Below are 25,669 nucleotides of genomic sequence, written 5' to 3'. Positions count from 1 at the left end.
ATAATGCAGCGGCAAAGTAGTTATGCTCAAAATGAGGGGAAACTTTATTTAGTACCGACTCCGATTGGTAATTTGGAAGATATTACAATCAGGGCAAAAAGAATTCTGCAAGAAGCAGATTATATTGCGGCTGAGGATACTAGAACTAGTGGTATTCTGTTAGAAAAAATCGGTGTCCATAATCATATGCTGTCGTTTCATAAATATAATTCCAAAGAGCGCGCTCCGGAGTTAGTTAAATTGATGCAGGATGGGGCCGTCATCGCTGAGATTAGTGATGCCGGAATGCCGGTTATTTCAGATCCCGGATTTGTATTGGTTCAGGAATGTATTAAAAATGACATCCCGGTTGTCCCGTTACCGGGGGCTTCGGCTTTCACAACTGCACTGATTGCTTCCGGTTTTGACGCGCAGCCTTTTACCTATTATGGTTTTTTACCGCGAAAAGCTGGAGAACAAAAACCGTATTTTGTTCAAATGGAACAAGCTCATGGCACCTCTATTTTTTATGAAGCACCGCACCGATTAGTTAAAACTTTAAGTAATATGGCAACTGTTTTTGCACCAGAACGTGAAATTGTTGCTGCCAGAGAGCTGACTAAAATTCACGAAGAATTTATTCGGGGAACTGTTCAAGAGGTAAGTCAGTATTTTTCTGAAAACCAGCCACGGGGAGAATTCGTTATTTTGGTTTCGCCCAATACTGAGGAAACTGAGCAATTGTCTTGGCCTGAATTAATTGAACTCGTTGATGAGCGTGTTGATCAGGGAGAAAGTAAAAAATCTGCCATTAAAGAAGTTGCGCAGGCAAACCAAGTTTCTAAAAATGAATTATATGATCGTTATCATCAGAAATAATGGGGATTCAAAAAATGAAGTATAGTGAACAACATCAAGTAAATTTTTATGAATGTGATGAAAATCAGCATTTAAAAATACCCGCAATGATTGATCTAATGATGAGCGTGTCCGAGCATCAATTGGATAATGGTGCGGGTAGTACTGAAGAGTTGAATAAACGTGGACTCGGATGGGTAGTTACCCAATATCATATTGATATCAAGCGCTGGCCGAAGCCAAATGAAAACATTACCTTATCAACTGATCCGGTTGGCTATAATCGTTTTTTGGAATATCGTGATTATTCGTTCAGTGATCAAGAAGGTAATGAATTGATCACTGCTCAGAGTGAATGGGTCTTATTTGACTTAGCTAAGCGGAAGCTAGTTTCGACAGACAAGGAAATGATGGCTAAAATTGGGGTTCCATTATTAAAGAAACTGCCCCGTTTTCCGCGGATTCGGTTGCAAGAAGATTATCCAATTAAGAGACAGTACCGTGTTCGTTATGATGACCTAGATACTAACCATCATTTGACTAACGGCCATTACTTTAACTGGTTTATTGACACGCTTGATCGTGATTTTCTCAAAAATCATGTAGTCAGTGCAATTGACATTAAGTTTAATCTCGAAGTTCGTTACGGCCAAAAGCCGTTTGCCTGCGTAAAGCTAGTTGAAACTGATGATGAGATTAAGTCTTACCACACAATTGCCGATGAAGATAAAAAGGATAAAGCCGTTTGTGAACTAACTTGGCGCAAGTTATAATGAGATAATGGTATACTATTACCAAGTTTATTAATGAAAGAAAGTGCTGCAAATGACTACAAAGGAAATGTTTAAGGTCGAATTGCGTGATCTAGTCCTTTTGGGATTTGTTGTTGCCATTAAAATTGTGCTAAGTCGGTTCACGATTGGTACAACAATTGTTCATATTGGTTTGGGCTTTATTGGTAGTGTTTTATTAGGTTATATGTTTGGTCCCGTTTGGGGTGCAGTCGGTGGCGGAATTAGCGATTTAGTTTCATCGGCCTTATTTGCTAACCAGGGGGGCTTTTTTATTGGCTTCACTTTAAGTGCTATGGTTGGCCCGCTTATTTACGGTTTAATTCTGTATAAAAAACCGGTAAAAATCTGGCGGATCATATTGGCGACATTGCTGGTAACGGTAATAGTTAACTTAGGGATGAATACCTTGTGGTTGCACTTTTTGTATGGCATGGACTTTAAAGTGGCTTTGATTCAGCGAGTTCCTAAAGAAGCAATTGCGCCTTGGCTGGAAATGATTATTACCTACTTTGTTTTACGGGCTCTTTCTCGTGTTAAAATTAGAAGGTAGTTTTGAGAAAGGGATAAATGATCTGAAATGAAAATTTTAAGTGTATCAACAGCAACTAATCAGTTAAGCGTAGCTTTAAATGAAGATACTACTGTGATGGTTGAAAAAAGTGAACACGATAAACGAAATCATAGTGAACACCTTGATCCGTTAATTGCTGAAATTTTAACCGAGAATCACCTTAAGCTCAAAGACATTGACCGCTTTGCAGTGGCAATTGGACCAGGCTCTTATACAGGATTACGGATTGGGGTTACAACAATTAAGATGTTTGCCAGCATTTTGGCCAAACAAGCAGTTGGTGTATCAACTATGAAGGCTTTAGCGGCAAATTGTCAAGACACAGATACGTTGATTGTAGCAGGTATTGATGCCCGAAATGACAATTTTTTTGCAGGGGCTTATTTGAGAGAAAATGGTCAATTAGTTAATATTATCGAAGACGGTCACTATCATATTGATAAATTACTAAAAGCCGTTAAGGATTATGCTCTAGCTCATAAACTGGAAAAGGTAGTTTTTGTTGGGACGGGCTTTGAAAAGCAAAAAGAAGCTATCAATAAGTTAGATTTACCGGTTAGTTTTGGTACTGATGAGCAAAATGTAACCCATGCAGGAGTTATCGGCAAATTGGCAATTGATGAGCAGCCTGTTGAGCCGGATCAGTTGCTACCAAGGTATTTGCGGCGTACACAAGCCGAAGTAGATTGGCATAAGAAAACTGGCAAGCCGTTTGAAGCAGATAGTAACTATGTGGAAGAGGTTTAAGCAATTTTGCCATTTTTCTCGCGTAGGCAATAAATTGGTTCAACCTACATTTAGACCGTTTATGTTTACACTAGATAAACATGTTTTGCAGGTAATGCGTGCTAAAGAAAGTGATATTGCCAACCTTCTTTTTTTAGAGACTAAAACTTACGAAGGTCGTACGCCGTGGGCAGCTGAAATTTTTCAACTTGAATTGCAAAAAAAGGACTCTTTATATTTAGTCGTCTACCATAAGACGGCACTGATTGCGGTCATTGGGATGAGGCTAAATTTGGTTGAAGCACATATAACCAATCTTGCTGTTGATCCAGCCTGGCAGAAAAAGGGTCTAGGTACTTATTTGATGCAATTGATGATTGATTATGCTCGCAAATTAGGATGTCATTCGATTTCTTTAGAAGTTCGGATTGATAACGAAGTGGCTAAAAAGTTGTATCAAGGTCTTGGCTTTACCGTTAATTTTGTTAGACCAAATTATTACCAAGATTTACATAAAGATGGGTTAAACATGGTGCTTACTTTGGCACCTGATGATAAAGAAAGTGATTAGTTTTGGACAGTAAAAAAGATATCCGTATTTTAGCTTATGAAAGTTCATGTGATGAAACTTCGACTTCAGTGGTTAAAAATGGCCGTGAAGTAGAAAGTTTAATTGTGGCTACTCAGATTAAGAGTCACCAACGTTTCGGCGGGGTGGTTCCCGAAGTTGCGAGTCGCCATCACATTGAAGTAATCAGCCAGATTACGAAAGAAGCGTTGCAAAAAGCAAATGCAACTTGGAATGATATTGATGCGATTGCTGTCACTTATGGTCCAGGACTAGTTGGTGCGCTACTTATTGGTGTTAGCGCAGCAAAAGCGGCCTCAATGGCAACGGGCATTCCTTTGATTGGTGTTGATCATATAATGGGGCATATAATGGCGGCACAGTTAACTGCTGAGATTGAATACCCAGCGCTTGCACTGCAAGTTTCTGGTGGTCACACTGAAATCGTCTTATTGAAAGATCCGACTCATTTTGAAATTGTTGGTGATACCCGTGATGATGCTGCCGGTGAGGCTTATGATAAAATTGGCCGCGTTTTAGGCGTGAATTATCCAGCTGGTAAAACGATTGATGAATGGGCTCACCAGGGTAATGACACTTTTCATTTTCCCCGTGCAATGATGGAAGATGATGATTATGATTTTTCTTTTTCCGGTTTAAAGAGTGCCTTTATCAACACTTGTCACCATGCTGACCAAATTCACCAAGAATTAAATAAATTTGATTTAGCCGCAAGTTTTCAGGCTGCCGTTGTTGATGTTTTGGCACATAAAACCATCCGAGCAATTAAACAGTATCAGCCACGTACCTTTATTATGGGTGGCGGTGTTGCAGCGAATCGCGGATTGCGGGAGCGGATGGAGGAAGAAATTGCTAATTTACCTCATAACATCAAGCCGAAAGTAATCTTGCCGGACTTAAAGCTCTGCGGTGATAATGCAGCGATGATCGGTGCTGCAGCTTACAACTTATACCAAGATCATCAATTTGCAGACTTGACTTTAAATGCTGATCCGTCATTAGAATTGCCGTATGCTGATAGTATGTTAAATTAAAAGGGCTGACCATAAACGGTCAACCCTTTTTAGTTTAAAATTCTTGATAAAAAGCAACTAGCTGCCCTTGATCGCATGATCTAAAACCACATTTTTTATAGAAAAAGCGTGTTTCTGGTTCGTCGATAGTCAAGAGTACTTTTTGCCGAACTGCTTGAAACTTAGTAAGAACCAACTTGACTAAGTGTGTGCCAATACCTTGTTTTTGGTATGATGGCTGAACAAGCAAATCTTGGATGTAGATAATTGAGACACCATCACCAACAACGCGAATTAGTCCGACAAGTTTGTCTTCATTAATTGCTGCAATGGTTAGTAGCGAGTTGTTAATCGCTGCCTTTAGCCCAGTTGGGTTTTTAGTGTATGCGGTCCAACCAACGCTGTTATATAAATTAATTAATTGTTTTTGGTTAATATTTTGTGTTGTAATGTACTTCATTTTTATCCTCCTCAATTTATTTAAAATTTGGGAGTATAACGTAATTTTTCCATTGAGACACCTTCTTTGAATTGAGTTAATGCAATTATAAATGAAATAAGTTAAATAGCAATAAGTGCTAAACTGTTTTTAAAATAAAATTGAATAAAACTAGGTATATTGCTAGTTAAACACAGAAGGTGGGGCAAGCTTTGCTAGTTTACATTAACTTAGATTATCATGGTTAAATTTTAATAAGCGGTGATGCAGCAGAATGCATTTCTGGTCGTGCCGTTTGGCTGTTAACATAAGAAAAAATCCTAATTCTTTCTTGCGAATTGAATTAGGATTTTTTTATTAATTGAATTCATCTAAATCTGTTAATGCTGTTTCCCAGTCATTATTGGCTTGCTCCAAATCAGTTTGAACATTGGTTAATTCTTCTTGTAAGGGACCAAGTTTATCAAAATTTGTCGCAATTTCTGGGTTAGCCATTTCCGTTTGAATTTGCTCTTGCTTTTGTTCAAGCTGATCAATCTTGGTTTCGATCTCTTCAACTTGACGTTCAAGCTTACGTTTTTGGGAGTCTCTTTGCTTTTGTTCTTGATATGACAACTTATTAGTTTTTGGCTCTGCACTGCCAGTTTCATTCTCATTCGTAGAAACTTCAGCCGTAGCATCAGCAGCAAACTTATTTTTCTCGTCTAAATAATAAGTGTAGTCACCCTCATAGACTTTGGCATGCTTATCTTTGATTTCGACAATTTTATTGGAAAGCTGATTGATAAAATACCGGTCGTGAGAGACAAAGAGCAGTGTACCATCAAAATGCTGTAACGCTTGTTCCAAAACTTCCTTTGCTTCTAGGTCTAAGTGGTTCGTGGGCTCGTCCATTAGTAAAAAGTTGTTGTGCTCAAGCGACAAGACCGTCAAAGTTAACCGGGCTTTTTGGCCACCGGAAAGCTGCCCAACAGTTTTATCAATATCTTTGGCGGTAAAGAGAAAACTTGCCAGAATTGATCTAACATCCCGTTCAGGCATTGTTTTGTGACGATCCCAAACGGTATCAATCACAGTTTTACTAGGATCGAGCAGTTGGAGTTCTTGATCATAGTAGCCGATATCAAGCGAAGCACCATACTTAATTGAGCCACCTTTAGGCTGTAAGTCCTTCATAATCGTTTTTAATAAGGTCGATTTACCAATACCATTGGCACCAATAATAGCAACACGATCACCTTTGTTAACTTGCAGTGAAATGTCTTGAACCATTGTCTTAGTCGGGTAGCCAATCGTCAGATCTCGTAAGATTAATACTTCTTTACCTGAGGGTCTTTCACTCTTGAACTTAATCCGTACCTTATTTTTGTGCTTAGGTGGCGTGATTCGTTCCATTTTTTCAAGTTGCTTGCGCCTGCTTTGCGCTCTTTTAGTTGTTTTTGCCCGAACTAAATTCTTTTGAATAAATTCCTCGTCTTTTTTAATTTTTTCTTGTTGCCGTTCGTAAGCTTCTTCTTGTTGCTGATCACGTTGCTTTCGCTGGGCAACATAATCGGAATAATTTCCTTTAAAAGCTGTTAGCTTGCCAAATTGCAATTCAAAAATTTGGTTAGCAAGATGATCTAAAAAGTACTGGTCGTGAGAGACAACTAAAATTGCTCCGGAATATGTTTTAAGAAAACCTTCTAGCCAGTCAAGTGTGTCTAGATCTAAATAGTTGGTCGGCTCATCGAGTAAAAGTAGCGGTGGCTTGCGTAATAGCAGTTTGACAAAGGCAAGCCGGGTTTTTTCACCACCAGAAAGATCACCAATAATTTTAGTCCAAGTATTTTCAGGGAAGTTAAAACCATTCAAAATACTTTTAATATCCGCCTGATAGGTATATCCACCTTGTTGTTCAAAATCAAATTGCAACTGGTCATATTGTTTTAAAAGTTGCTTATCTTCCGGATGTTCGGCAATTGCTTGTTGCAAGCCGCGGATTTTTTGTCCTTTTGCAATTAATGGCGCAAAAACGGTCAGCATTTCATCCCAAATGCTCTTACTTTCATCTAAGCCATTTTCCTGCGCGATATAACCCACATCGATCCCTTTATTAATGGTAAATTCGCCGTGGGTAGCTTCTTCTTCACCCGTCATAATTTTAAGGAGTGTGGTTTTACCAACTCCATTTGGTCCTACAAGGCCAATTCTTGCATTTGAATCAATCGAGAAATTAACGTGATTGAATAGCGTATTGGCACCAAATTGTTTTTCTAAATCGTGTCCTTGTGCAATTATCATATTTTTCACCTAAAGTCTATTTTAGCATATGTGGCAAGACTGCTGGCAACTGCATGAGAAATAAGCCTTTTTTAAGTAAAATTATTTTTTCATCATTAGTAAATTGATTACGAGTATTTGCTCAGTTATTTACAAATAATTTTTTAATTACCATGTAAAGCGGGTTAATTAACAGTAAAATCGTGTTTTGTGATTGTGTTAGATTGTGAAAAAACATTTGCAAATATCAGTAAGTTATAGGTAAAATAATATTAATTGATGAGTGAATTCACAAAAAAGCTCACTAGTGATATTAAGTTGGAGGCTTTTTAAAATGGAAAAAATAAAAATACCTACAGCGACAGCGAAGAGACTGCCGCTTTACTATCGTTACCTAATTATCCTGAATGAAGCTGGTAAAGAAAAAGTTTCATCTACTGAATTATCAGAAGCAGTTCAGGTTGATAGTGCATCAATCCGTCGTGATTTTTCATATTTTGGTGCTTTGGGTAAGCGTGGGTATGGCTATGATGTCAAAAGTCTCCTATCCTTTTTTAAAAAGATTTTAAATCAAGATACTTTAACTAATGTTGCATTAGTTGGTGTAGGTAATTTGGGGCACGCCTTGCTCAACTATAACTTCAAACGAAGCAATAACATCCGAATTTCCTGTGCTTTTGATATTAATCCTAAAATTACGGGTAAAATTTTGAGTGGCGTTCCTGTTTATGAAATGAGTGAATTGCAAAAGCAGCTGAGTGACCAACAGATCACCATCGCTATTTTGACAGTGCCGTCAGATTCTGCACAAAAAACAGCGGATGACATGGTCGAAGCTGGCATTAAGGGCATTATGAACTTTACGCCAATTCGGTTATCAGCTCCAACCGGGGTTAGAATTCAAAATGTTGACTTGGCGACTGAATTACAAACCCTCATTTATTTCCTTGATTCGGATAAAGATAAGAATAGATAAATATATAAAGCCGCCGCTGCAATGGCTAAAGAAAGTTAGCACTTTAAGTAAAAAAGTGCTAATTTTTTCTTGCTTTTTTTATTAAAAGGGGGTATTATCATATTTGTAAGTTAGCACTTGGTTAATAAGAGTGCTAACAAATAACAAAAATGATTTTAAATTAAAATTAGGAGGGACAAACGTGTTACAACCAATTGGTGATCGCGTGATCGTAAAAGTTAAAGAAGAAGAAGAAAAGACTGTAGGCGGAATCGTCCTTGCTTCAAATGCTAAAGAAAAGCCAACAGAAGGTGAAGTTGTTGCTGTCGGTGAAGGCAGTTATGCAGAAAACGGCAACAAGATCCCAATGTCAGTTGAAAAGGGCGACGTTGTTCTATATGACAAGTATTCTGGCACTAACGTTGAATACGAAGGTGAAAAATTCTTAGTCCTTCATGAAAAAGATATTTTGGCAGTGGTTAAGTAATTAAGGAGCGAAAATTATGGCAAAAGATATTAAATTCTCAGAAAAAGCAAGACGTTCCCTATTAAAGGGTGTTGATAAGTTAGCTGATACTGTTAAGGCAACAATCGGTCCTAAAGGTAGAAACGTTGTCTTAGAGCAATCTTACGGCAATCCTGAAATTACTAACGATGGTGTTACCATTGCTAAGTCAATTGAATTAAAAGACCACTACGAAAACATGGGTGCTAAATTAGTTGCCGAAGCTGCACAAAAGACTAACGACATTGCTGGTGACGGTACCACTACTGCAGTTGTGTTAACTCAAGCAATCATCCGTGAAGGAATGAAGAACGTAACTGCTGGTGCTAACCCCGTAGGTGTTCGTCGCGGAATTGAAAAAGCTACCAAGGCTGTTGTTGATGAATTACATAAAGTAAGTCACACTGTTTCTTCAAAAGATCAAATTGCGCAAGTTGCTTCAGTTTCATCTGCTTCAAAAGAAGTTGGTGACTTAATCGCTGACGCAATGGAAAAAGTTGGTAACGATGGTGTTATCACAATTGAAGACTCACGTGGTATTGAAACTGAATTATCAGTAGTTGAAGGTATGCAATTCGATCGTGGTTACTTATCACAATACATGGTAACTGACAACGATAAGATGGAAGCAGATTTGGACAACCCATATGTTTTAATTACTGACAAGAAGATTTCTAACATTCAAGACATCTTGCCATTATTGCAAGAGATTGTTCAACAAGGTAAATCATTATTGATTATCGCTGACGATGTTTCTGGTGAAGCACTTCCTACTTTAGTATTGAACAAGATTCGTGGTACTTTCAACGTTGTTGCTGTTAAGGCTCCAGGCTTTGGTGACCGTCGTAAAGAACAATTACAAGATATTGCCGCTCTTACTGGTGGTACAGTTATTACCGAAGATCTTGGTCTTGAATTAAAGGACACAACGATTGATCAATTAGGTAAAGCACGTCGCATCACTGTTACTAAGGACTCAACGACTATTGTTGATGGTGCTGGTTCAGATGAAGCAATTAAAGAACGTGAAGACTCAATCAGAAGTCAAATCGAAGAAACTACTTCAGACTTTGACAAGAAGAAGTTGCAAGAACGTCTTGCTAAATTAACTGGTGGTGTAGCTGTTATTCATGTTGGTGCTGCTACTGAAACTGAGTTAAAAGAACGTCGCTACCGGATTGAAGATGCTTTGAACTCAACTCGTGCCGCTGTTGACGAAGGCTACGTAGCTGGTGGTGGTACTGCATTAGTTGACGTTATCAAGAACGTTGAAGACCTTAAAGGCGACAATGCTGATGAGCAAACTGGTATCAACATCGTTTTACGTGCATTGACTGCTCCAGTACGTCAAATTGCTGAAAACGCTGGTGAAGATGGTTCAGTAATCTTGAACAAATTACAAAGTCAAGACCCTGAAGTTGGTTACAACGCTGCTAACGGCGAATGGGAGAACATGGTTGAATCAGGTATTATTGACCCAACTAAGGTTACCCGTACTGCACTTCAAAACGCTGCTTCAATTGCCGCATTATTATTAACAACTGAAGCTGTTGTTGCTGATATTCCAGAAGACAAACCAGTAGCTGATCCTAATGCTGCCGCTGGTGCCGGTGCTCCAGGAATGATGTAATTTTAAAAAGATTAAAAAAATCGCTCGGTTGAGCGATTTTTTTGTGCATTTGTTAATTTTACCTACTTAAATAAATATAATAACAATGCTGTTTAAAGTACCTTTACAATAAAAAGACAAAGAACTAATATTAAGTAAACTTTAATGCGATTTGTTTATTTATTGTAGGAGAAGATTAATGCTAAGCAAAAGAATATTAGTAAAAAAATCTCAAAAATGGCCTTTGTGTGGCATAGTAAGTACTTTGATGGCTGTTTGCCTTTTAGGCTTAAGTGGCCAGGTAAAAGCAGATAGTAATATTACAGCTTTACCTAAAAACCAAAATGAAAGCCAAAATGCGCTGACCGAATCAAAGTATGAGGATCCACAGCCTCAACCAGCAGGCTATGAAGTGATTATTCCCACTAATACGAATCTAGCGCATGACACTAGCTATGCAAAACAGTGTGTTTTCAACAGTCAAAATTATCCCGATACTGCTAAATTTTATTGGATAGTGAAACCACAAACTCTTATTAATGGCCAAGCAAAGGGGATTGTTGGCATTTGGATATCAAATGAAAATATATTACGTCTGAATGTGGTAGTAAAGATTGCTGGTCAAAAGCAAGCTAAATTAATGCATAACGCTTATTTATATGATCATAATGGCAAAAGAAAAAATGATTTAATTTTGCGTGCAGGTTCAACTTTGAATCTCATGGGTAGTAAAAAAATTAAACAGCGAAAATTTTGCTTGCTTGATGATGATAATTACGTTGCTCAAAATAATGTCTTCGGCGTCAACCGTAAATTGCGGCATAATGCTCGCACATATAATCAACTGGGCGAACTAATTAATAAGAAAAGCATTAAAAAGGGTACTGTTGTTAAAACTTATGGTAATCCGGTTAAAATTCGAGGTTTAAAACTATATCCAATTGCTACTGATCGCTATTTGTTAGCTGCTAATTTTAAGGCCAACAACGCAAAACATGTTGCATCCCAAAAGCAGGTATCTAATAACCAGAAAAAACGGCTCATGCACAGTAGCTACTTATATAATGAACATGGTCGACGCGTTAATGGCTTAATTTTAGCTACCGGTTCGCGTGTTAAAATTAGCAAATACCATCATTTGGCAGCTGGCCGCTTCTTCTATGCCATTGGCAATGGCTATTATGTACCTGTTCGCAACGTCACTGGTTTAAAAATGGAAAGGGTAAAAGTAGACCATCCCGTTACAGTTTATAATCGTTATGGCCGCAAAATAGGGACTATTCCGGTTAATAAGAAGATCCAAACTTACGGTGATCCCTTTAAATTAAAAGGACAACACTATTACATTGTTGGTAAAGGAAAATTAATTCGTTCACGTGAAATAACTGGGTTTGATTAAAAAACGATCGTTAAACTTTATATAAACAAGAGCAATTCCATTTGGGAATTGCTCTTTATTTTGCAATATATTGGTATATGCAATCAGCTTTCTTTATAAACAAAATTTATTATACTGATTTGACAAGAAATTATAATAATATTAGTATGTTTAATTATTATTATTAATTTCTCACAAGGAAGGAATGCTAATGGAATATTTAAGTTTACTTGGCGTTTTAGTGATAGTCGTAGGCTTTGCCTTAGGACTTGACACTGTAGCCGTAGTCATTATTTCGGCTTTGGTCACTGCTTTAGTTTCAGGGATTGATTTCGTTAAATTTTTACAGATTTTAGGTAAAGGATTTATTGATAACCGGATGGTATCGCTCTTTTTCTTAACTTTACCGACAATTGGAGTTATTGAAAGGCACGGTTTAAAAAAGGCTGCAACTAATTTAATTCAAAAATTAAAGAATTTAACTCCTGGGCGTATCTTTGATATCTATACTGGAATTCGTGGTTTAGCAAGTATTTTTGGTATTTCCTTTCAAGGTCAAATCCAATTTATTGCACCTTTAATTAATCCTATGGCTCAGGCTGCAGGCTCAATTAAAGGAGAATTAACAGAGCTAGAAGTAGATCAGATTAAAGGGCGTGCTGCAGCTAGTGATAACTTTGGTAATTTTTTTGCTCAAAACTTATTCTTTGCTTCTTCGGGAGTTCTAATGATTACTAGTTCAATGAAATCTTTAGGTCATCCAATTGAAGCCTCAAACGTTGTTTTAAACTCAATACCAATCACTTTAATCGCATATGTTTTATGCTTAATTTACAATCATATGTTTGATCAAAAGTTAAAAAATAAGAAGGTGAAATAAATGACAGCTTTAGTTAATAATCTTCTATTGGCCTTTTTTGTAATAATCGGACTATTCTTTTTAGCAGCTGCCATTGAATCTTGGCGTGACCAAACTAATCCGGCTCGCTGGGGGACAGGACTTTTCTGGTTTATTTTTGCAATCATCTTTAGTATTGGCCAATGGATTCCATATGAAATTAGTGGCGCTTTGCTTTTGGTAAACGGATTGTTATCGTTATTAAAACAAGTCAAAGTTGGTAAAATTAAGGAATTACCCGAAAAGGTTGCGGATAAGACCGTTAAGCGAATTGGTAATTGGATTTTTTTCCCAAGTATTTTGCTGGCAGTCTTAGCTCTTTTACTTGCCAAATTTACTCCTTTAAGTAAGAGCAAATTAGGAGGACAAGTTGCAATTGGTATTGCTGCTGTGGTATCTCTAATTGTTGCAATGATTTTAACCAAATCGAATGGCAAGGTTGCTTATGAGGATACTCAGCGGATGGTTCGTTCAGCTGGTTCAGCTGGTATCATACCGCAATTACTTGCCACACTTGGTGTAGTCTTCACTGCTTCAGGTGTTGGCCAAGTAACTGCCAAAGCTATCTCAGGTCTTTTTCCAGTTGGAAATCGTTTGCTTGGTGTTATCCTATATTGTTGTGGAATGGCGATTTTTACTGCAATTATGGGTAACGCATTTGCTGCTTTTGCCGTTATTACTGCTGGTATTGGTATTCCATTTGTTGTTGCCCAAGGTGGTTCACCAGTGGTTGTTGCTGCTTTAGGAATGACAGCCGGTTATTGTGGTACGTTATTGACACCGATGGCTGCTAACTTTAACTCACTACCAGTAGCTTTGATGGAAATGAAGGATTCTTTAGGAGTTATCAAGCAACAATTTCCGATTGCAATTATTATGCTGCTCGTACACATCGTTTTGATGTATTTCTTAGCTTTTTAGTTTTTAGAAAAGAGAAAAACAATGAAAATTTTAGTAACAGGTTTTGATCCTTTTGGTGATGATAAGATTAATCCAGCTATTGAGGCTGTTAAAGGCTTACCCGATCAGATTGCTGGAGCCGAAATCGTTAAGGTAGAAATTCCAACAGTGTTTGGTGATTGTGCAACTGTTGTTCATGATGCCATTGTGCGGGAAAAGCCAGATTATGTTTTAAATATTGGCCAAGCTGGCGGTCGGTTTGCTTTGACTCCTGAACGGGTAGCCATCAATTTTGATGATGGTCGAATTGCTGACAATAAGGGTTATCAGCCCATTGCTACGCCAATTCATGAAGACGGACAGAATGCTTACTTTACACAATTGCCAGTTAAAGCAATGGTTAAGGCTATTCGTGAAGCAGGTTTGCCAGCACTTGTTTCAACAACGGCTGGGACATTCGTTTGCAACCATATTATGTACCAAGTTCAATATATGATTGACAAAGAATTCCATGACTTAAAAGCTGGTTTCATGCACATTCCGTTTTTACCAGAGCAAGTCGTTGCTCGTCCTGAAACACCAAGTCTTAGTTTGGCAGATGATGTTAAGGGAATTACGGCCGCAATTACTGCAATCGTTGAAATGGACGGCAAGCCTGATTTGCAAAGTGTTGAAGGTCATATTGCTTAATTTTAACCTTACTTTGTGAAAGCTAGAAGATAGCCATTTTGTATTTTTAATTAATAGAAAAAATAAGATCGTTTAATTGCGGTCTTTTTTCTTTTGAATCGGTGTTTAGCGTATAATGATAAAAGTAAAGTAGAAAAGAAGAGGAATAAATGGCGAAAGCAAACTTAACTCCAATGATGGAGCAATATCATGAAATTAAAAAGCAATATCCCGATGCTTTTCTTTTTTATCGCGTCGGTGATTTTTACGAATTATTTGAGGATGATGCGGTTAAGGGTGCCCAGATTCTTGAGCTGACTTTAACTCACCGGTCTAACAAAACTGAGAATCCAATCCCAATGGCTGGAGTCCCTCACGTTGCGGTTGATTCTTATGTTGACACCTTAGTTGAAAAGGGCTATAAAGTTGCACTTTGTGAACAATTAGAGGATCCCAAAGAGGCTAAGGGAATGGTTAAGCGGGGAATTATTCAGCTAGTAACCCCTGGAACTTTAATGAACGATAAGCCAAGTGAGGCCAAGGAATCTAATTACTTAACTTCTGTAGTAACCACCAAGAACTGCTTTGGCTTAGCATACAGCGACTTGTCAACCGGTGAAATCTTTGCAACCCACTTAAAAACTTTTGCAGCAGTTTCTAATGAATTGTTGTCGTTGCGGACGCGAGAAGTTGTCTATAATGGTCATCTTAATGCATCTGACAGCGATTTTTTACATAAAGCTAATATTACTGTTTCAGAGCCAGCAGAGTTGACTGGTAAGCATGCGGAAATTTCTTATGCCCAGCAAAATTTGACTAATCAGGCTGAAAAAGATGCTGTTAAGCAGCTTGTAGGCTATTTACTCCAGACTCAAAGACGTAGCTTAGCGCACTTGCAAATTGCTAAAAGCTATGAAGTAAGCCAATATTTACAGATGTCGCATACTGTACGCGATAATTTGGAACTGACTGCTTCAGCTAAGACTGGTAAGAAGATGGGCTCGTTATTTTGGGTGCTCGATAAAACGCATACTGCAATGGGTGGGCGGCTATTAAAGCAGTGGCTTGCTCGACCATTATTATCTGTAGAGGAATTAACTAAGCGGCAAGAAATGGTTCAGGCCTTGCTTGATGGCTACTTTACCCGTGAAAATGTGAATGACGCGCTAAAGGGTGTTTATGATCTAGAGCGTTTAACTGGTCGGATTGCCTTTGGTAATGTCAATGCCAGGGAATTATTACAGCTTGCTCATTCACTTCAAGCCGTACCGTCTATTTTAAGTTCGTTAAAAGAGTCTGATAGTGCTATTTTGCAAAAATTTGCGTCAGAGATTGACCCTTTAAGCGGAATTGCCGATTTGATCAGTTCTACAATTGTGGATCAGCCACCAGTTTTAACAACTGAAGGGGGACTTATTCGCAATAATGTTGACCAACAACTAGATCGTTACCGGGATGCCATGAATAACGGTAAAAAGTGGCTAACTGAGATGGAACAAACCGAACGACAAAAAACGGGAATTGATAACCTTAAAGTCGGTTACAACAAGGTTTTTGGCTACTATATCCAGGTAACAAATTCGAATAAAAATAAGGTACCACTTGATCGCTATACCAGAAAGCAAACTTTGACAAACGCTGAGCGTTACATTACACCCGAACTAAAGGAACACGAAAACTTAATTTTAGAGGCCCAAACTAAGTCAACTGATCTGGAATACGAGTTATTTGTTAAATTGCGTGAGGAAGTAAAGAAATATATTTCTGCTCTGCAAAAACTAGCTGGTCAAATTGCTGCTTTAGATGTTTTTTGTTCTTTTGCCCAAGTTGCTGAGGAAAATAATTATTGCCGACCAAAATTTCACACATCTAATCAGGATGTTAAAGTTGTTTTAGGCAGGCACCCGGTTGTTGAAAAGGTAATGAAGGCTGGTTCGTACATCCCCAATGATGTCAGACTTGACCAAGATACGGATATTTACTTAATTACTGGTCCTAATATGTCCGGTAAAAGTACATATATGCGGCAAATGGCTTTAATTGCAGTGATGGCCCAAGTAGGCTCTTTTGTTCCTGCCGATAGTGCTGAGCTGCCAATTTTTGATCAGATTTTTACCAGAATTGGTGCTGCTGATGACTTAATTTCTGGTCAAAGTACTTTTATGGTTGAAATGACTGAGGCAAATGAAGCCTTACAAAATGCCACTAAGAGAAGTCTGGTCTTATTTGATGAAATTGGTCGTGGGACAGCTACCTATGATGGAATGGCTTTAGCTGGCGCAATCGTGCAGTATTTGCATGATGAAGTAGGGGCAAAAGTGTTATTTGCAACGCACTTCCATGAACTGACTGATCTTGAACAAACATTGCCAAGGCTAAAGAACATTCATGTTGGTGCAACTGAAGAAAACGGCAAACTAATTTTTCTCCATAAAATTTTGCCAGGCCCAGCTGACCAAAGTTACGGTATTCATGTTGCTCAACTTGCTGGCTTACCCCGCAAGGTTTTACGCAAAGCAACAAAATTGTTAAACCGTCTAGAAGCCCAAGGCAGCAATTTAGGACCGACCTCGGCACAACTTGATTTATTTAGTAGCAATGAGGAATCAGAAACGATGACAGATCAGGAGCTGGCACCAAGTACTGAAACTGAATTGTCGGACAAGGAAAAAGATGTTTTGGATGAAATATCTAATCTCTATTTAGCTGATCAAACGCCACTTCAAGTAATGCAACTGGTGGAAAACTGGCAGGATGATTTAAAGGATGAAAAATAATCATGGCCCAAATTCACGAATTATCGGTTAATCTGTCTAATCAAATCGCGGCTGGAGAAGTAATTGAACGTCCGGCTAGTGTAGTTAAGGAATTGCTGGAAAATGCAATTGATGCCAAAAGTACGCGAATTCGGATTGATTTTATTGATGCCGGTTTAAAACAAATTATTGTTCAGGATAACGGAACTGGGATACCAAGTGATCAGATTGATCTTGCTTTTACCCGGCATGCTACAAGTAAAATAAGTAACGAGCATGATTTGTTTAATGTTGGCACACTTGGCTTTCGGGGCGAAGCCCTAGCATCAATCGCAGCCGTAAGTCATGTTGAGATCTTAACTAATTCCGGTGGAGCTAGTGGCACGCGGGCCGAATTTGCGGCTGGCGTTAAAAAAGCACAAGAAGAAGCGGCAGCTACCAAGGGCACGCAAATCACAGTTAAAGATTTATTTTACAATACGCCCGCTAGGCTTAAATACCTGCGTAGCCCCAGAACCGAAATTATGAAAATTGTTGATATCGTCAACCGCATAGCTTTGGGTTACCCTGATATTGCGTTAACGCTAATGAATGAAGGGCGTGTATTGCTGCGAACAGCGGGTAATGGCAATCTGCAACAAACTGTTTCAAGTGTCTATGGGCGTTCAATTGCTGAAAAAATGCTGCCATTTAAGAGTAGCGACAATGATTTTGAAGTAACCGGATTAATTTCCAAGCCGGGTTTAACGAGATCGACACGCAATTTTATCTCAATTTTGCTTAACGGCCGCTATATCAATAATTTTCAGCTAGCCACCGCGGTAATGGATGGTTATGGTACTAACTTGGCGGCAAAGCATTATCCAATCGCTGTGATCAAGATTAAAGTTGACCCATTATTAGTTGATGTCAACGTTCATCCCACCAAAAAAGAGGTGCGCTTATCTAAGGAAACCGAACTCAGTCGGTTAATCACTAATGCAATTAGTAGTGCTCTTTTAGCCAAGGATGTTCAAGCCGATGCCATTGGCAATTTGACTAACACCAAAGAAGAAACGCGAATGGATCAGTTGAAATTCAACCTTAATAAAAATGTGGTTGAAACTAAGAGACCTGACCAGGCTGAAAATACTCGCGATGAAGTTCATGAAACTGAACCGGCTGCGATTGAGTCAGTTGCACCATCAAAATATGTCGACTTAAATATTCCCCGAGAAGATGATCGTTATTTAGTTACAAAAACGTGGCCAGAAAATGTGAACCAGCAAGTACAACTTACGCCTTTTTCACATTCAGATTTACACGAGGATGTAATTTCTACCGGGGATGAATTACTTGCTAGCAGCTTACCCGAGCTAAGTTTAGTAGGTCAAACTAATACTTATTTGATTGCTGTCAGTGGGGAAGACCTTTACTTAATCGATCAGGTTGCAGCACGAAGATTGCTTGCTTTTAAAAAAATAAGCCGTGAAATTGCAGGACAAAAAATTAACCAACAAGGTTTGCTAACGCCAATGATTCTGGAATTTGGCAGTCTAGATTTTATTCAGATCAAAGATCAATTAGAAGAAATCAAGCAAATTGGGCTGTTTCTTGAGGAATTTGGCCAAGATACCTTTATTCTACGTTCATATCCTACTTGGCTTGAAGGCGATATTGAGCATTCTGTCAGGGCAATTTTGGACAGTTACCTCAACGTTGACCAAACTGATTCGGCCAACTTGATTAAAAGAATTGCCAGTGAGCAGGCACAGAGGATTGTTCCGGGGAAAAAGAAACTATCAAGTGCTGAGTGTGGCGATCTACTGACTAATCTGCGTCAGGTCAATGACCCATATCATGATGCTAAAGGAAATGTGGTTATTGTCCGGTTACGCGAAAATGACTTACGCAAAATGTTTAAAAAGGATGAATAAAGCATGTACGAATATTTGGCAGGAATAATTACGGAGATTAAACCTGACTACATTGTTATTGACGTTAATGGTGTGGGATATAAGGTGTATAGTCCGACACCTTTTGCATATCAGGAAATGCAGAAGGCCCGTGTTTACATTGAGCAAATTGTACGGGATACTGGCATCACCTTATTTGGTTTTCAGACCGAAGAAGATAAAGGTTTATTTTTAAAATTACTGAGTGTTAGCGGGATTGGACCTAAATCGGCGTTGGCAATTATGGCTGCCGAAAATAGCAATTCGCTAGCCGAAGCAATTGAACAAGGAGAGGTTAAGTACCTGACCCGCTTTCCTGGTGTTGGGAAAAAGACGGCCTCGCAGATTGTGCTAGATCTAAAAGGAAAACTGGGCGATTATGTTCAGCGCGTTGACCAACTTCCTGATCAAGAAGTCTCACCAGAGTTAAATGATGCATTATTGGCCCTTCTGGCTCTGGGTTATACTAAAAAAGAAGTTGATCGCATTACGCCGCTTTTGGCTAAAGAACAAGCGACAACGGCTGATCAATATATTAAAAAGGGTTTGGCTCTTCTCTTAAAGAAGTAATTCTTGTTATAATGGACTTAGTGTTTACTTAAAGGAAGTGAAACAGGTAGTGGACGAAGATAATTCAATTGTTTCTGGCCAAATTCAGGGACCAAAAGAAGAACAGACAGAATTTTCATTACGCCCGCAGAATCTACAAGAGTACTTGGGTCAAGAGCGGGTTAAAAAAGAAATGGCAGTTTATATTAAAGCTGCCAAAAAGCGTGATGAAGCCCTCGACCACGTTTTACTTTATGGCCCACCGGGATTGGGAAAGACGACTCTGGCTTTTGTAATTGCGAATGAATTGGGCGTAAAGTTAAAAAGTACCAGTGGACCAGCAATTGAAAAAGCTGGCGATTTAGTGGCGCTTTTAACTGACCTTGATCCGGGCGACATTTTATTTATTGACGAAATCCACCGCTTACCTAAACCAATAGAAGAAGTTTTGTATTCAGCGATGGAAGACTTTTACGTCGATATCGTGATTGGTGAGGGACAAACAACCCATGCGGTTCATGTTCCGCTACCGCCATTCACATTAGTTGGTGCAACTACACTAGCCGGCCAATTATCAGCACCATTAAGAGATCGTTTTGGGATTGTCGAGCACTTACAATATTATAATGTGACGGAACTTGAAAAAATTATTCAGCGCTCCAGTAGTGTTTTTAATATTGAGATTGCTTCACAAGCTGCACATGAACTGGCAAGAAGGTCACGGGGAACGCCACGGGTAGCTAACCGCTTATTACGGCGCGTGCGTGATTTTGCACAGGTCAAAGGTGAAGACGTGATTTCTTATGAGACAACAAGAGATTCCTTAAAGCAGTTGCAAGTTGATGATGAAGGATTAGATCAGACAGATCGTAAAATTTTACGGGTTATTATTGAAAATTATCATGGTGGCCCAGTTGGCGTGCGGACAATAGCTGCCAATGCCGGTGAAGATGTTGAAACGGTCGAATCGCTATATGAACCTTATTTACTGCAGCATGGCTTTTTATTAATGACGCCACGTGGACGAATGGTCACTGAAAAAGCTTATGTGCAATTAGGCTTACCAATTCCCGGGCAGTAGTGCAATTCTGCGCTAGTTTTTGTATAATTAAGTAATTGATATTTTTAAGACAATGAGGTGTAAATTTGAATACTTTATTTTTAGCGGCCAATAATAATAATGGCATGGGAAGTTTGTGGACAATCGGTTTTATTGTGATTATGTTTGCATTAATGTACTTCACAATGTTCAAACCGCAGAAAAAGCAACAACAAAAGAAAATGGAAATGATGAATGAGCTTAAAAAAGGCGACAATGTCATCATGATTGATGGTCTGCACGGTAAAGTTGACTCCGTTAATTCTAAGGACAAAACAATTGTCTTGGATGCAGACGGAATTTACCTAACATTTAGCCGGATGGCAGTTCAACAGATAATACCTGCTGCGCCAGAAGCTGAAGAAGCTGCACCAGCTAAAGAATCTGCGGCAGAAGAAAAATCTGCTGCACCTGCCGATAAGCCCGCTCAAAAAGAGCCTGCTGATACGCCAAGCAGTGAAAACAAGGATGATCACTCATCTGAAGAATAATAACTAACAAGATGTCTATAAAAAGGCATCTTTTTTATTGCAGTCTTTTTTTGACTTAAGTTCCGCTTATTTTTCTAATAAAGGTTGTTTAAAACTAAAGTTTGACTGGAAAATATTATAAAATAGAGTTAACATACCTGATTTTGGAAAGGATTTTCTCATGAAAAATATACCTGTTATTATGATTATCTTCGGTGGAAGTGGCGATTTGGCCCACCGTAAACTTTACCCTGCGCTGTTTAATTTGTATGAGCAAGGCTTAATTCACGATAACTTTGCTGTTGTTGGTACGGCTAGGCGCCCTTGGTCACATGAGTATCTTCGGCAGCAGGTCAGCGATGCCGTTCATGAGACACACGATGAGGTTAATGAAAATGATCTAGCTGCTTTTACTAGTCATTTTTATTACCAGTCCCATGATGTTACCAATGTTGAACACTATGAAACGCTGAAAAATTTAGCTGGCGATCTTGATAACCGTTATAGTGCTCAGGGAAACCGCATTTTCTACATGGCAATGGCTCCCCGCTTTTTTGGTACAATTGCGCAGCATATTAACGATCAGAATTTGACTAGCACTGGTTTTAACCGAATAGTAGTAGAAAAGCCATTTGGTCGTGATTTAGCCTCTGCAGAAGAATTGAATAAGCAGATAACTGCTTCATTTGATGAAAATGATATCTTCCGAATTGATCATTATCTTGGTAAGGAAATGGTTCAAAATATTTTGCCGCTTCGTTTTACCAATCCGTTGATAAAAAACATTTGGAATAGTGCCACAATTAAGAATATTCAAGTGACTCTGGCAGAGCATTTGGGAGTTGAGGCCCGTGGTGGCTATTACGAAACCTCTGGTGCTTTGCGTGATATGGTCCAAAACCATATTTTTCAAATCATTACTTTACTAGCGATGCCTGAACCCAAGGATTTAACTTCTAAAAGTATCCATGAGGCTAAGCAGGAATTGCTTGATAGTATGATTGTGCCAGATGAACAAGAGATTGCGCAGCATTTCGTCCGGGGACAATATTTAGGTAGCGATATGACTTTTGGTTACCGGCAAGAACCTAATGTAGCCGAAGACTCGAATACCGAAACTTTTGTCGCTGGCGAAGTGAAATTTAAAAAGGGTCCAGTTGCCAACATGCCAATTTATTTTAGAACTGGAAAAGAATTGCGCGAAAAAACTAACCGAATTGATATTGTGCTCAAACACATCTGTACACCATACGGACAAGCGCACTCCAACAACATTTCGATTATTATTGATCCCGATATGCAAATTTTTATAACGATTAATGGCAAAAAAATTACGGAGCCAGGCATTCGACGTGAAAACCTAGATTACTTATTTTCAAAGCAAGAACAAGAAAAGGTACCTGATGGCTATGAACGTCTTCTTCACGACGTTTTTGTCAACGATTCCACCAACTTTACGCACTGGAGTGAATTGAAAAATTACTGGAAATTTATTGATGTTGTGGAAGAGGCATGGCAAAAAGAAAATGAAGAAGGTAAGCAGATAAACCAGTATTTGCCGTATCGGATGGGGCCAAAGGCCGCAAATGAGATTTTTGAATCGCCAACTGAACGTTGGATTTATGAATAATTATAGCGACGGCTTGTTGCCGGAAAATGATTTACATCGAAAAATCATTCACATTGATATGGATGCTTTTTATGCCTCAGTTGAAACGCGTGATCATCCTAATTTAAGGAATAAGGCGCTCGTAATCGGACAAGATCCGCGGCAAAATCATGGTCATGGGGTAGTAGCTACGGCCAATTATGTTGCCCGTAAATATGGCGTTCATTCTGCAATGCCATCAATTAAGGCCTTTAGGCTAGTACCGAAAAGCAAACTAGTATTTATGAAACCAGATTTTGCCAAATATCGCCGTGTTTCGGCAGAAATCCATGAAATGATGCATGAAGTTACGGACGTAGTTGAATCAATTGCTCTGGACGAAGCATATCTTGATGTGACTGAGAATAAAATGGGGCAAGATTCCACAGTTCAAATCGCTATTGATTTACAAAATAGAATCAGAAAAGAAGTTGGCCTAAATTGCTCATTCGGGGCAACTTATAATAAATTTCTAGCTAAGATGGGTTCGGAATATTCTAAGCCATTTGGACGGACAGTTATTTTGCCTAGTGAGGCACGTGGCTTTTTGGCTCGGCAAAAAATTAGCCGTTTTCATGGCATTGGACCAAAAACAGAACAGAGACTGGCTGAGCTGGGCGTATACACTGGTCAAGGCTTGCAGCAAATGCACGTGCGTGAATTAATCAAGCATTTTAACCGAATGGGTTATCAGATGGCAGAGCATGCTAATGGGATTGATTTGTCACCTGTTGTACCCGATGATGAGCGTAATCGAAAATCAATTGGGGTCGAGCGAACATATGAGCCATGTGTATATAATGAGCAGACAGCTTTGACCAATATCAGAAATTATGTTAATGAAGTAGCTAAGAAATTGCAGGAGCTTAATCTGTTTGCTAGTACAGTTGTTTTAAAAATTCGTAATAACGATTTTGAAACTGTTACAAAGAGGCAGAAATTAGAGCATGCAACTAATAATCCATTGGATATTTATGAGTCTGCCAGAGACTTATTCAATCCGCTTTCTGAGTCATTTTTAAATGATGGAATAAGACTTTTAGGTGTTACCGCTACCGATTTTACCGAGGCTGAATTTGAAAATATTGCTCTGGATTTATTTTCAAATTAACGAAAAATATCTGTTAAACTAATTGAGTACTTTGAAAATTGTGAAGGAGACAAAATGAACACTTTCCCAAAAATATATGAAAAAATTGAGCAGTATCCAACTATTATTCTGCACCGTCATACTAGTCCAGATCCCGATGCGTTGGGATCACAAGCCGGGCTTGCACGCTCTTTAAGACTTAAATTTCCAGACAAGAAGATCTTGTGTGCAGGTGAAAATGATGAGGGCGATCTAGCTTGGATTAACACCATGGATAAGGTGACTGAAGAAGATTATCAGGGGGCTTTAGTCATTACTACTGATACTGGTAATACGGCTCGAATTGCTAATAAAATGTACAGCAAGGGTGATTTTTTAATTAAAATTGATCATCACCCTGATGTTGAACCATATGCTGATCTAAGTTTTGTTGATGATGAGGCTCCAGCAGCTTCCCAAATCGTGGCCGATTTTATTCTTGAAGAAAATTTGCCGCTGACTGCGGAGGTTGCATATCCGCTATATGCTGGTATTGTCGGCGATACTGGCCGCTTCATGTATCCTGAAACTTCGGTGCATACCTTTAACGTTGTTGCCAAACTGACAGCGACTGGGATTAATATTAATGAGATTGCCCGCAATATTAGCGATGTAACCTTTGCGCAGGCAAAACTGCAGGCTGAAGTACTTGAATACATGAAAGTTGATCCGAGCGGGGCAGCATATGCAATATTGTCACGGGATGCATTGCATAAATTAGGCGTGGATTCCGACCAGGCGTCCTGTACTGTATCTACCCCAGGAAGAATTAAAGACATTATTGCTTGGAACGTATTTGTTGAAAAGCCTGATGGCACTTTTAGAGTACATTACCGTTCTAAGGGTCCAATTATTAATGAATTAGCTGCAAAGCATGACGGTGGTGGTCATGCTTTAGCCAGTGGGGCAAATGCTAAAGACATGGACGAAGTTAAGCAAATCTTTGCAGAATTAGTTCAGGTAACTAAGGAATATCAAGAAAAAAATGAATAATATTTTTACCAATGAAAACATTAAGCCAGCGATTAGGCAGGGATTGGCCAAGATACATTTCACTGAGCCAACGAAGGTGCAGGAAAAGGTAATTCCTGTTTTATTAGCACACAAAAATGCTGTTGTGCAGGCGGTAACCGGTTCAGGTAAGACCCATTCCTTTTTAATTCCGGTTCTAAATGAGATTGACGAAAAGCTTGAGTATCCTCAGGCTATTTTGACTGCACCAAGTCGTGAACTGTCAGAGCAGCTTTACCAAGTTGCCCGTGAGTTACGTGATGCTGCTGGGCTAAATATTTCAATTGCTCATTTTGCCGGCGGCAGTGATCGTGAGCGGCAGCTTAAAAAAATTGACAATCATAAACCGCAAGTAGTTATTGCGACTCCCGGACGTTTACATGATTTTGTTGAAAAGAAAATCTTACTTTTAGATTATGTTAAAGACTTTGTCATTGATGAAGCAGATATGACCTTAGATATGGGCTTTTTAGCCGATATTGATTTTATTGCGCAAAGATTGCCAAAAGACACCACTTTGGCTGCCTTTTCAGCAACGATTCCGGTAAAACTAGCAAACTTCTTGCGCAAATATATGTCTAAGCCGGAGCAAATTGTAATTGATAACCCAGCAGTAATTTCGCCAACCATTAAAAATGATTTACTTGATATTGGCTCCAAAAATAGAAAAGCAGTCCTGCATCAATTGTTAACTTTGGGTCAGCCCTATTTGGCTGTTATTTTTGCTAATACAAAGCAAACAGTTGATGATTTAACTCGCTACTTGCAGGATCAGGGACTAAAAGTAGCGAAAATTCATGGTGGAATCACTGAACGGGAAAGAAAACGGACATTGCGAGAGGTTGAAGCAGGTCAGTATCAGTACGTGGTTGCAACTGATTTGGCTGCACGTGGTTTAGATATTGCTGGTGTCAGCTTAGTCGTTAAT

24 protein-coding genes (1 of these 24 running past the window's edge) are annotated in these 25,669 nt (G+C 38.9%); 22 read left to right on the top strand and 2 right to left on the bottom strand.

Features of this window, described 5'->3' with window-relative positions:
• The first annotated feature begins 3 nt into the window (after positions 1-3).
• From rsmI to tsaD, 6 genes are read left to right on the top strand one after another with little or no spacing between them, the layout of a single operon-like run.
• Positions 4-858 (top strand): 16S rRNA (cytidine(1402)-2'-O)-methyltransferase, encoded by an 855-nt coding sequence (gene rsmI, locus GYM71_RS07325; RefSeq protein WP_220219992.1) that lies wholly within the window; start codon positions 4-6, stop codon positions 856-858.
• Between the two features lie 14 nt (positions 859-872).
• A complete protein-coding gene (locus tag GYM71_RS07320; RefSeq protein ID WP_220219991.1) occupies positions 873-1,610 on the top strand; it encodes an acyl-[acyl-carrier-protein] thioesterase in 738 nt (245 codons plus the stop codon).
• 52 nt (positions 1,611-1,662) lie between these two features.
• Positions 1,663-2,181, top strand: coding sequence for a folate family ECF transporter S component (locus GYM71_RS07315; RefSeq protein ID WP_103752475.1), 519 nt, complete (start codon positions 1,663-1,665; stop codon positions 2,179-2,181).
• A 27-nt stretch (positions 2,182-2,208) separates the two neighbouring features.
• Entirely contained in the window at positions 2,209-2,949 is a 741-nt protein-coding gene (gene tsaB, locus GYM71_RS07310; RefSeq protein WP_220219990.1) for a tRNA (adenosine(37)-N6)-threonylcarbamoyltransferase complex dimerization subunit type 1 TsaB, read from the top strand.
• Positions 2,933-3,499: a ribosomal protein S18-alanine N-acetyltransferase gene (gene rimI, locus GYM71_RS07305; protein ID WP_220219989.1), complete on the top strand. Its 567-nt coding sequence runs from the start codon at positions 2,933-2,935 to the stop codon at positions 3,497-3,499. Before tsaB ends, rimI begins: the two co-directional genes overlap by 17 nt.
• 2 nt (positions 3,500-3,501) lie before the next feature.
• On the top strand, positions 3,502-4,551 hold the full coding sequence (gene tsaD, locus GYM71_RS07300) for a tRNA (adenosine(37)-N6)-threonylcarbamoyltransferase complex transferase subunit TsaD (protein ID WP_220219988.1): 1,050 nt from the start codon (positions 3,502-3,504) through the stop codon (positions 4,549-4,551).
• Between the two features lie 34 nt (positions 4,552-4,585).
• Here the strand turns inward: tsaD and GYM71_RS07295 are convergent, their stop codons facing one another.
• Both GYM71_RS07295 and GYM71_RS07290 read right to left on the bottom strand, forming a co-directional pair.
• On the bottom strand, positions 4,586-4,990 hold the full coding sequence (locus GYM71_RS07295) for a GNAT family N-acetyltransferase (protein ID WP_220219987.1): 405 nt from the start codon (positions 4,988-4,990) through the stop codon (positions 4,586-4,588).
• A 336-nt stretch (positions 4,991-5,326) separates the two neighbouring features.
• Entirely contained in the window at positions 5,327-7,252 is a 1,926-nt protein-coding gene (locus GYM71_RS07290) for an ABC-F family ATP-binding cassette domain-containing protein (RefSeq protein ID WP_220219986.1), read from the bottom strand.
• A gap of 313 nt (positions 7,253-7,565) precedes the next feature.
• On the opposite strand from GYM71_RS07290, the gene GYM71_RS07285 reads away from it, so the two are divergent.
• From GYM71_RS07285 to GYM71_RS07210, 16 genes are all read left to right on the top strand, one after another.
• Entirely contained in the window at positions 7,566-8,207 is a 642-nt protein-coding gene (locus GYM71_RS07285; RefSeq protein ID WP_103752480.1) for a redox-sensing transcriptional repressor Rex, read from the top strand.
• Between the two features lie 181 nt (positions 8,208-8,388).
• A complete protein-coding gene (gene groES, locus GYM71_RS07280; RefSeq protein WP_103752481.1) occupies positions 8,389-8,673 on the top strand; it encodes a co-chaperone GroES in 285 nt (94 codons plus the stop codon).
• Positions 8,674-8,689: 16 nt separating this feature from the next.
• The gene (groL, locus tag GYM71_RS07275; protein WP_103752482.1) at positions 8,690-10,321 is read left to right on the top strand and encodes a chaperonin GroEL; all 1,632 of its coding nucleotides are present in this window, start codon (positions 8,690-8,692) and stop codon (positions 10,319-10,321) included.
• 178 nt (positions 10,322-10,499) lie between these two features.
• A complete protein-coding gene (locus tag GYM71_RS07270) occupies positions 10,500-11,699 on the top strand; it encodes an SLAP domain-containing protein (protein WP_220219985.1) in 1,200 nt (399 codons plus the stop codon).
• A gap of 190 nt (positions 11,700-11,889) precedes the next feature.
• Positions 11,890-12,558 carry a DUF969 domain-containing protein gene (locus GYM71_RS07265; RefSeq protein ID WP_220219984.1) on the top strand — a complete coding sequence of 223 codons (669 nt, stop codon included), beginning with the start codon at positions 11,890-11,892 and terminating at the stop codon, positions 12,556-12,558.
• Positions 12,559-13,497 (top strand): DUF979 domain-containing protein, encoded by a 939-nt coding sequence (locus tag GYM71_RS07260; protein ID WP_220219983.1) that lies wholly within the window; start codon positions 12,559-12,561, stop codon positions 13,495-13,497.
• A gap of 21 nt (positions 13,498-13,518) precedes the next feature.
• Positions 13,519-14,166, top strand: a complete 648-nt coding sequence (gene pcp, locus GYM71_RS07255) for a pyroglutamyl-peptidase I (protein ID WP_220219982.1) — start codon at positions 13,519-13,521, stop codon at positions 14,164-14,166.
• Between the two features lie 173 nt (positions 14,167-14,339).
• Positions 14,340-16,922, top strand: coding sequence for a DNA mismatch repair protein MutS (mutS, locus tag GYM71_RS07250; protein WP_220221201.1), 2,583 nt, complete (start codon positions 14,340-14,342; stop codon positions 16,920-16,922).
• Between the two features lie 2 nt (positions 16,923-16,924).
• On the top strand, positions 16,925-18,817 hold the full coding sequence (gene mutL, locus GYM71_RS07245; RefSeq protein WP_220219981.1) for a DNA mismatch repair endonuclease MutL: 1,893 nt from the start codon (positions 16,925-16,927) through the stop codon (positions 18,815-18,817).
• Between the two features lie 3 nt (positions 18,818-18,820).
• Positions 18,821-19,405, top strand: a complete 585-nt coding sequence (gene ruvA, locus GYM71_RS07240; protein ID WP_220219980.1) for a Holliday junction branch migration protein RuvA — start codon at positions 18,821-18,823, stop codon at positions 19,403-19,405.
• 49 nt (positions 19,406-19,454) lie between these two features.
• Entirely contained in the window at positions 19,455-20,465 is a 1,011-nt protein-coding gene (gene ruvB / locus GYM71_RS07235) for a Holliday junction branch migration DNA helicase RuvB (protein ID WP_374106767.1), read from the top strand.
• A 65-nt stretch (positions 20,466-20,530) separates the two neighbouring features.
• Positions 20,531-20,974, top strand: coding sequence for a preprotein translocase subunit YajC (gene yajC / locus GYM71_RS07230; protein WP_244986809.1), 444 nt, complete (start codon positions 20,531-20,533; stop codon positions 20,972-20,974).
• A gap of 160 nt (positions 20,975-21,134) precedes the next feature.
• On the top strand, positions 21,135-22,583 hold the full coding sequence (gene zwf, locus GYM71_RS07225; protein WP_220219978.1) for a glucose-6-phosphate dehydrogenase: 1,449 nt from the start codon (positions 21,135-21,137) through the stop codon (positions 22,581-22,583).
• The gene (gene dinB, locus GYM71_RS07220) at positions 22,576-23,712 is read left to right on the top strand and encodes a DNA polymerase IV (protein ID WP_244986808.1); all 1,137 of its coding nucleotides are present in this window, start codon (positions 22,576-22,578) and stop codon (positions 23,710-23,712) included. Before zwf ends, dinB begins: the two co-directional genes overlap by 8 nt.
• 54 nt (positions 23,713-23,766) lie before the next feature.
• Positions 23,767-24,723, top strand: coding sequence for a DHH family phosphoesterase (locus GYM71_RS07215; protein ID WP_220219976.1), 957 nt, complete (start codon positions 23,767-23,769; stop codon positions 24,721-24,723).
• Positions 24,716-25,669, top strand: partial view of a DEAD/DEAH box helicase gene (locus GYM71_RS07210; RefSeq protein ID WP_220219975.1) — the 5' portion only. It continues 408 nt past the right edge of the window; only the first 954 of its 1,362 coding nucleotides appear in the window; the start codon lies at positions 24,716-24,718; its stop codon lies off the right edge, out of view. Before GYM71_RS07215 ends, GYM71_RS07210 begins: the two co-directional genes overlap by 8 nt.

Origin of the sequence: Lactobacillus panisapium, from assembly GCF_019469265.1 — a bacterium.
GTDB classification, from domain to species: Bacteria; Bacillota; Bacilli; order Lactobacillales; family Lactobacillaceae; genus Lactobacillus; species Lactobacillus panisapium.
The sequence above is the reverse complement of the archived record's forward strand: the minus strand, read 5'-3'. Positions and strand labels throughout refer to the sequence as shown.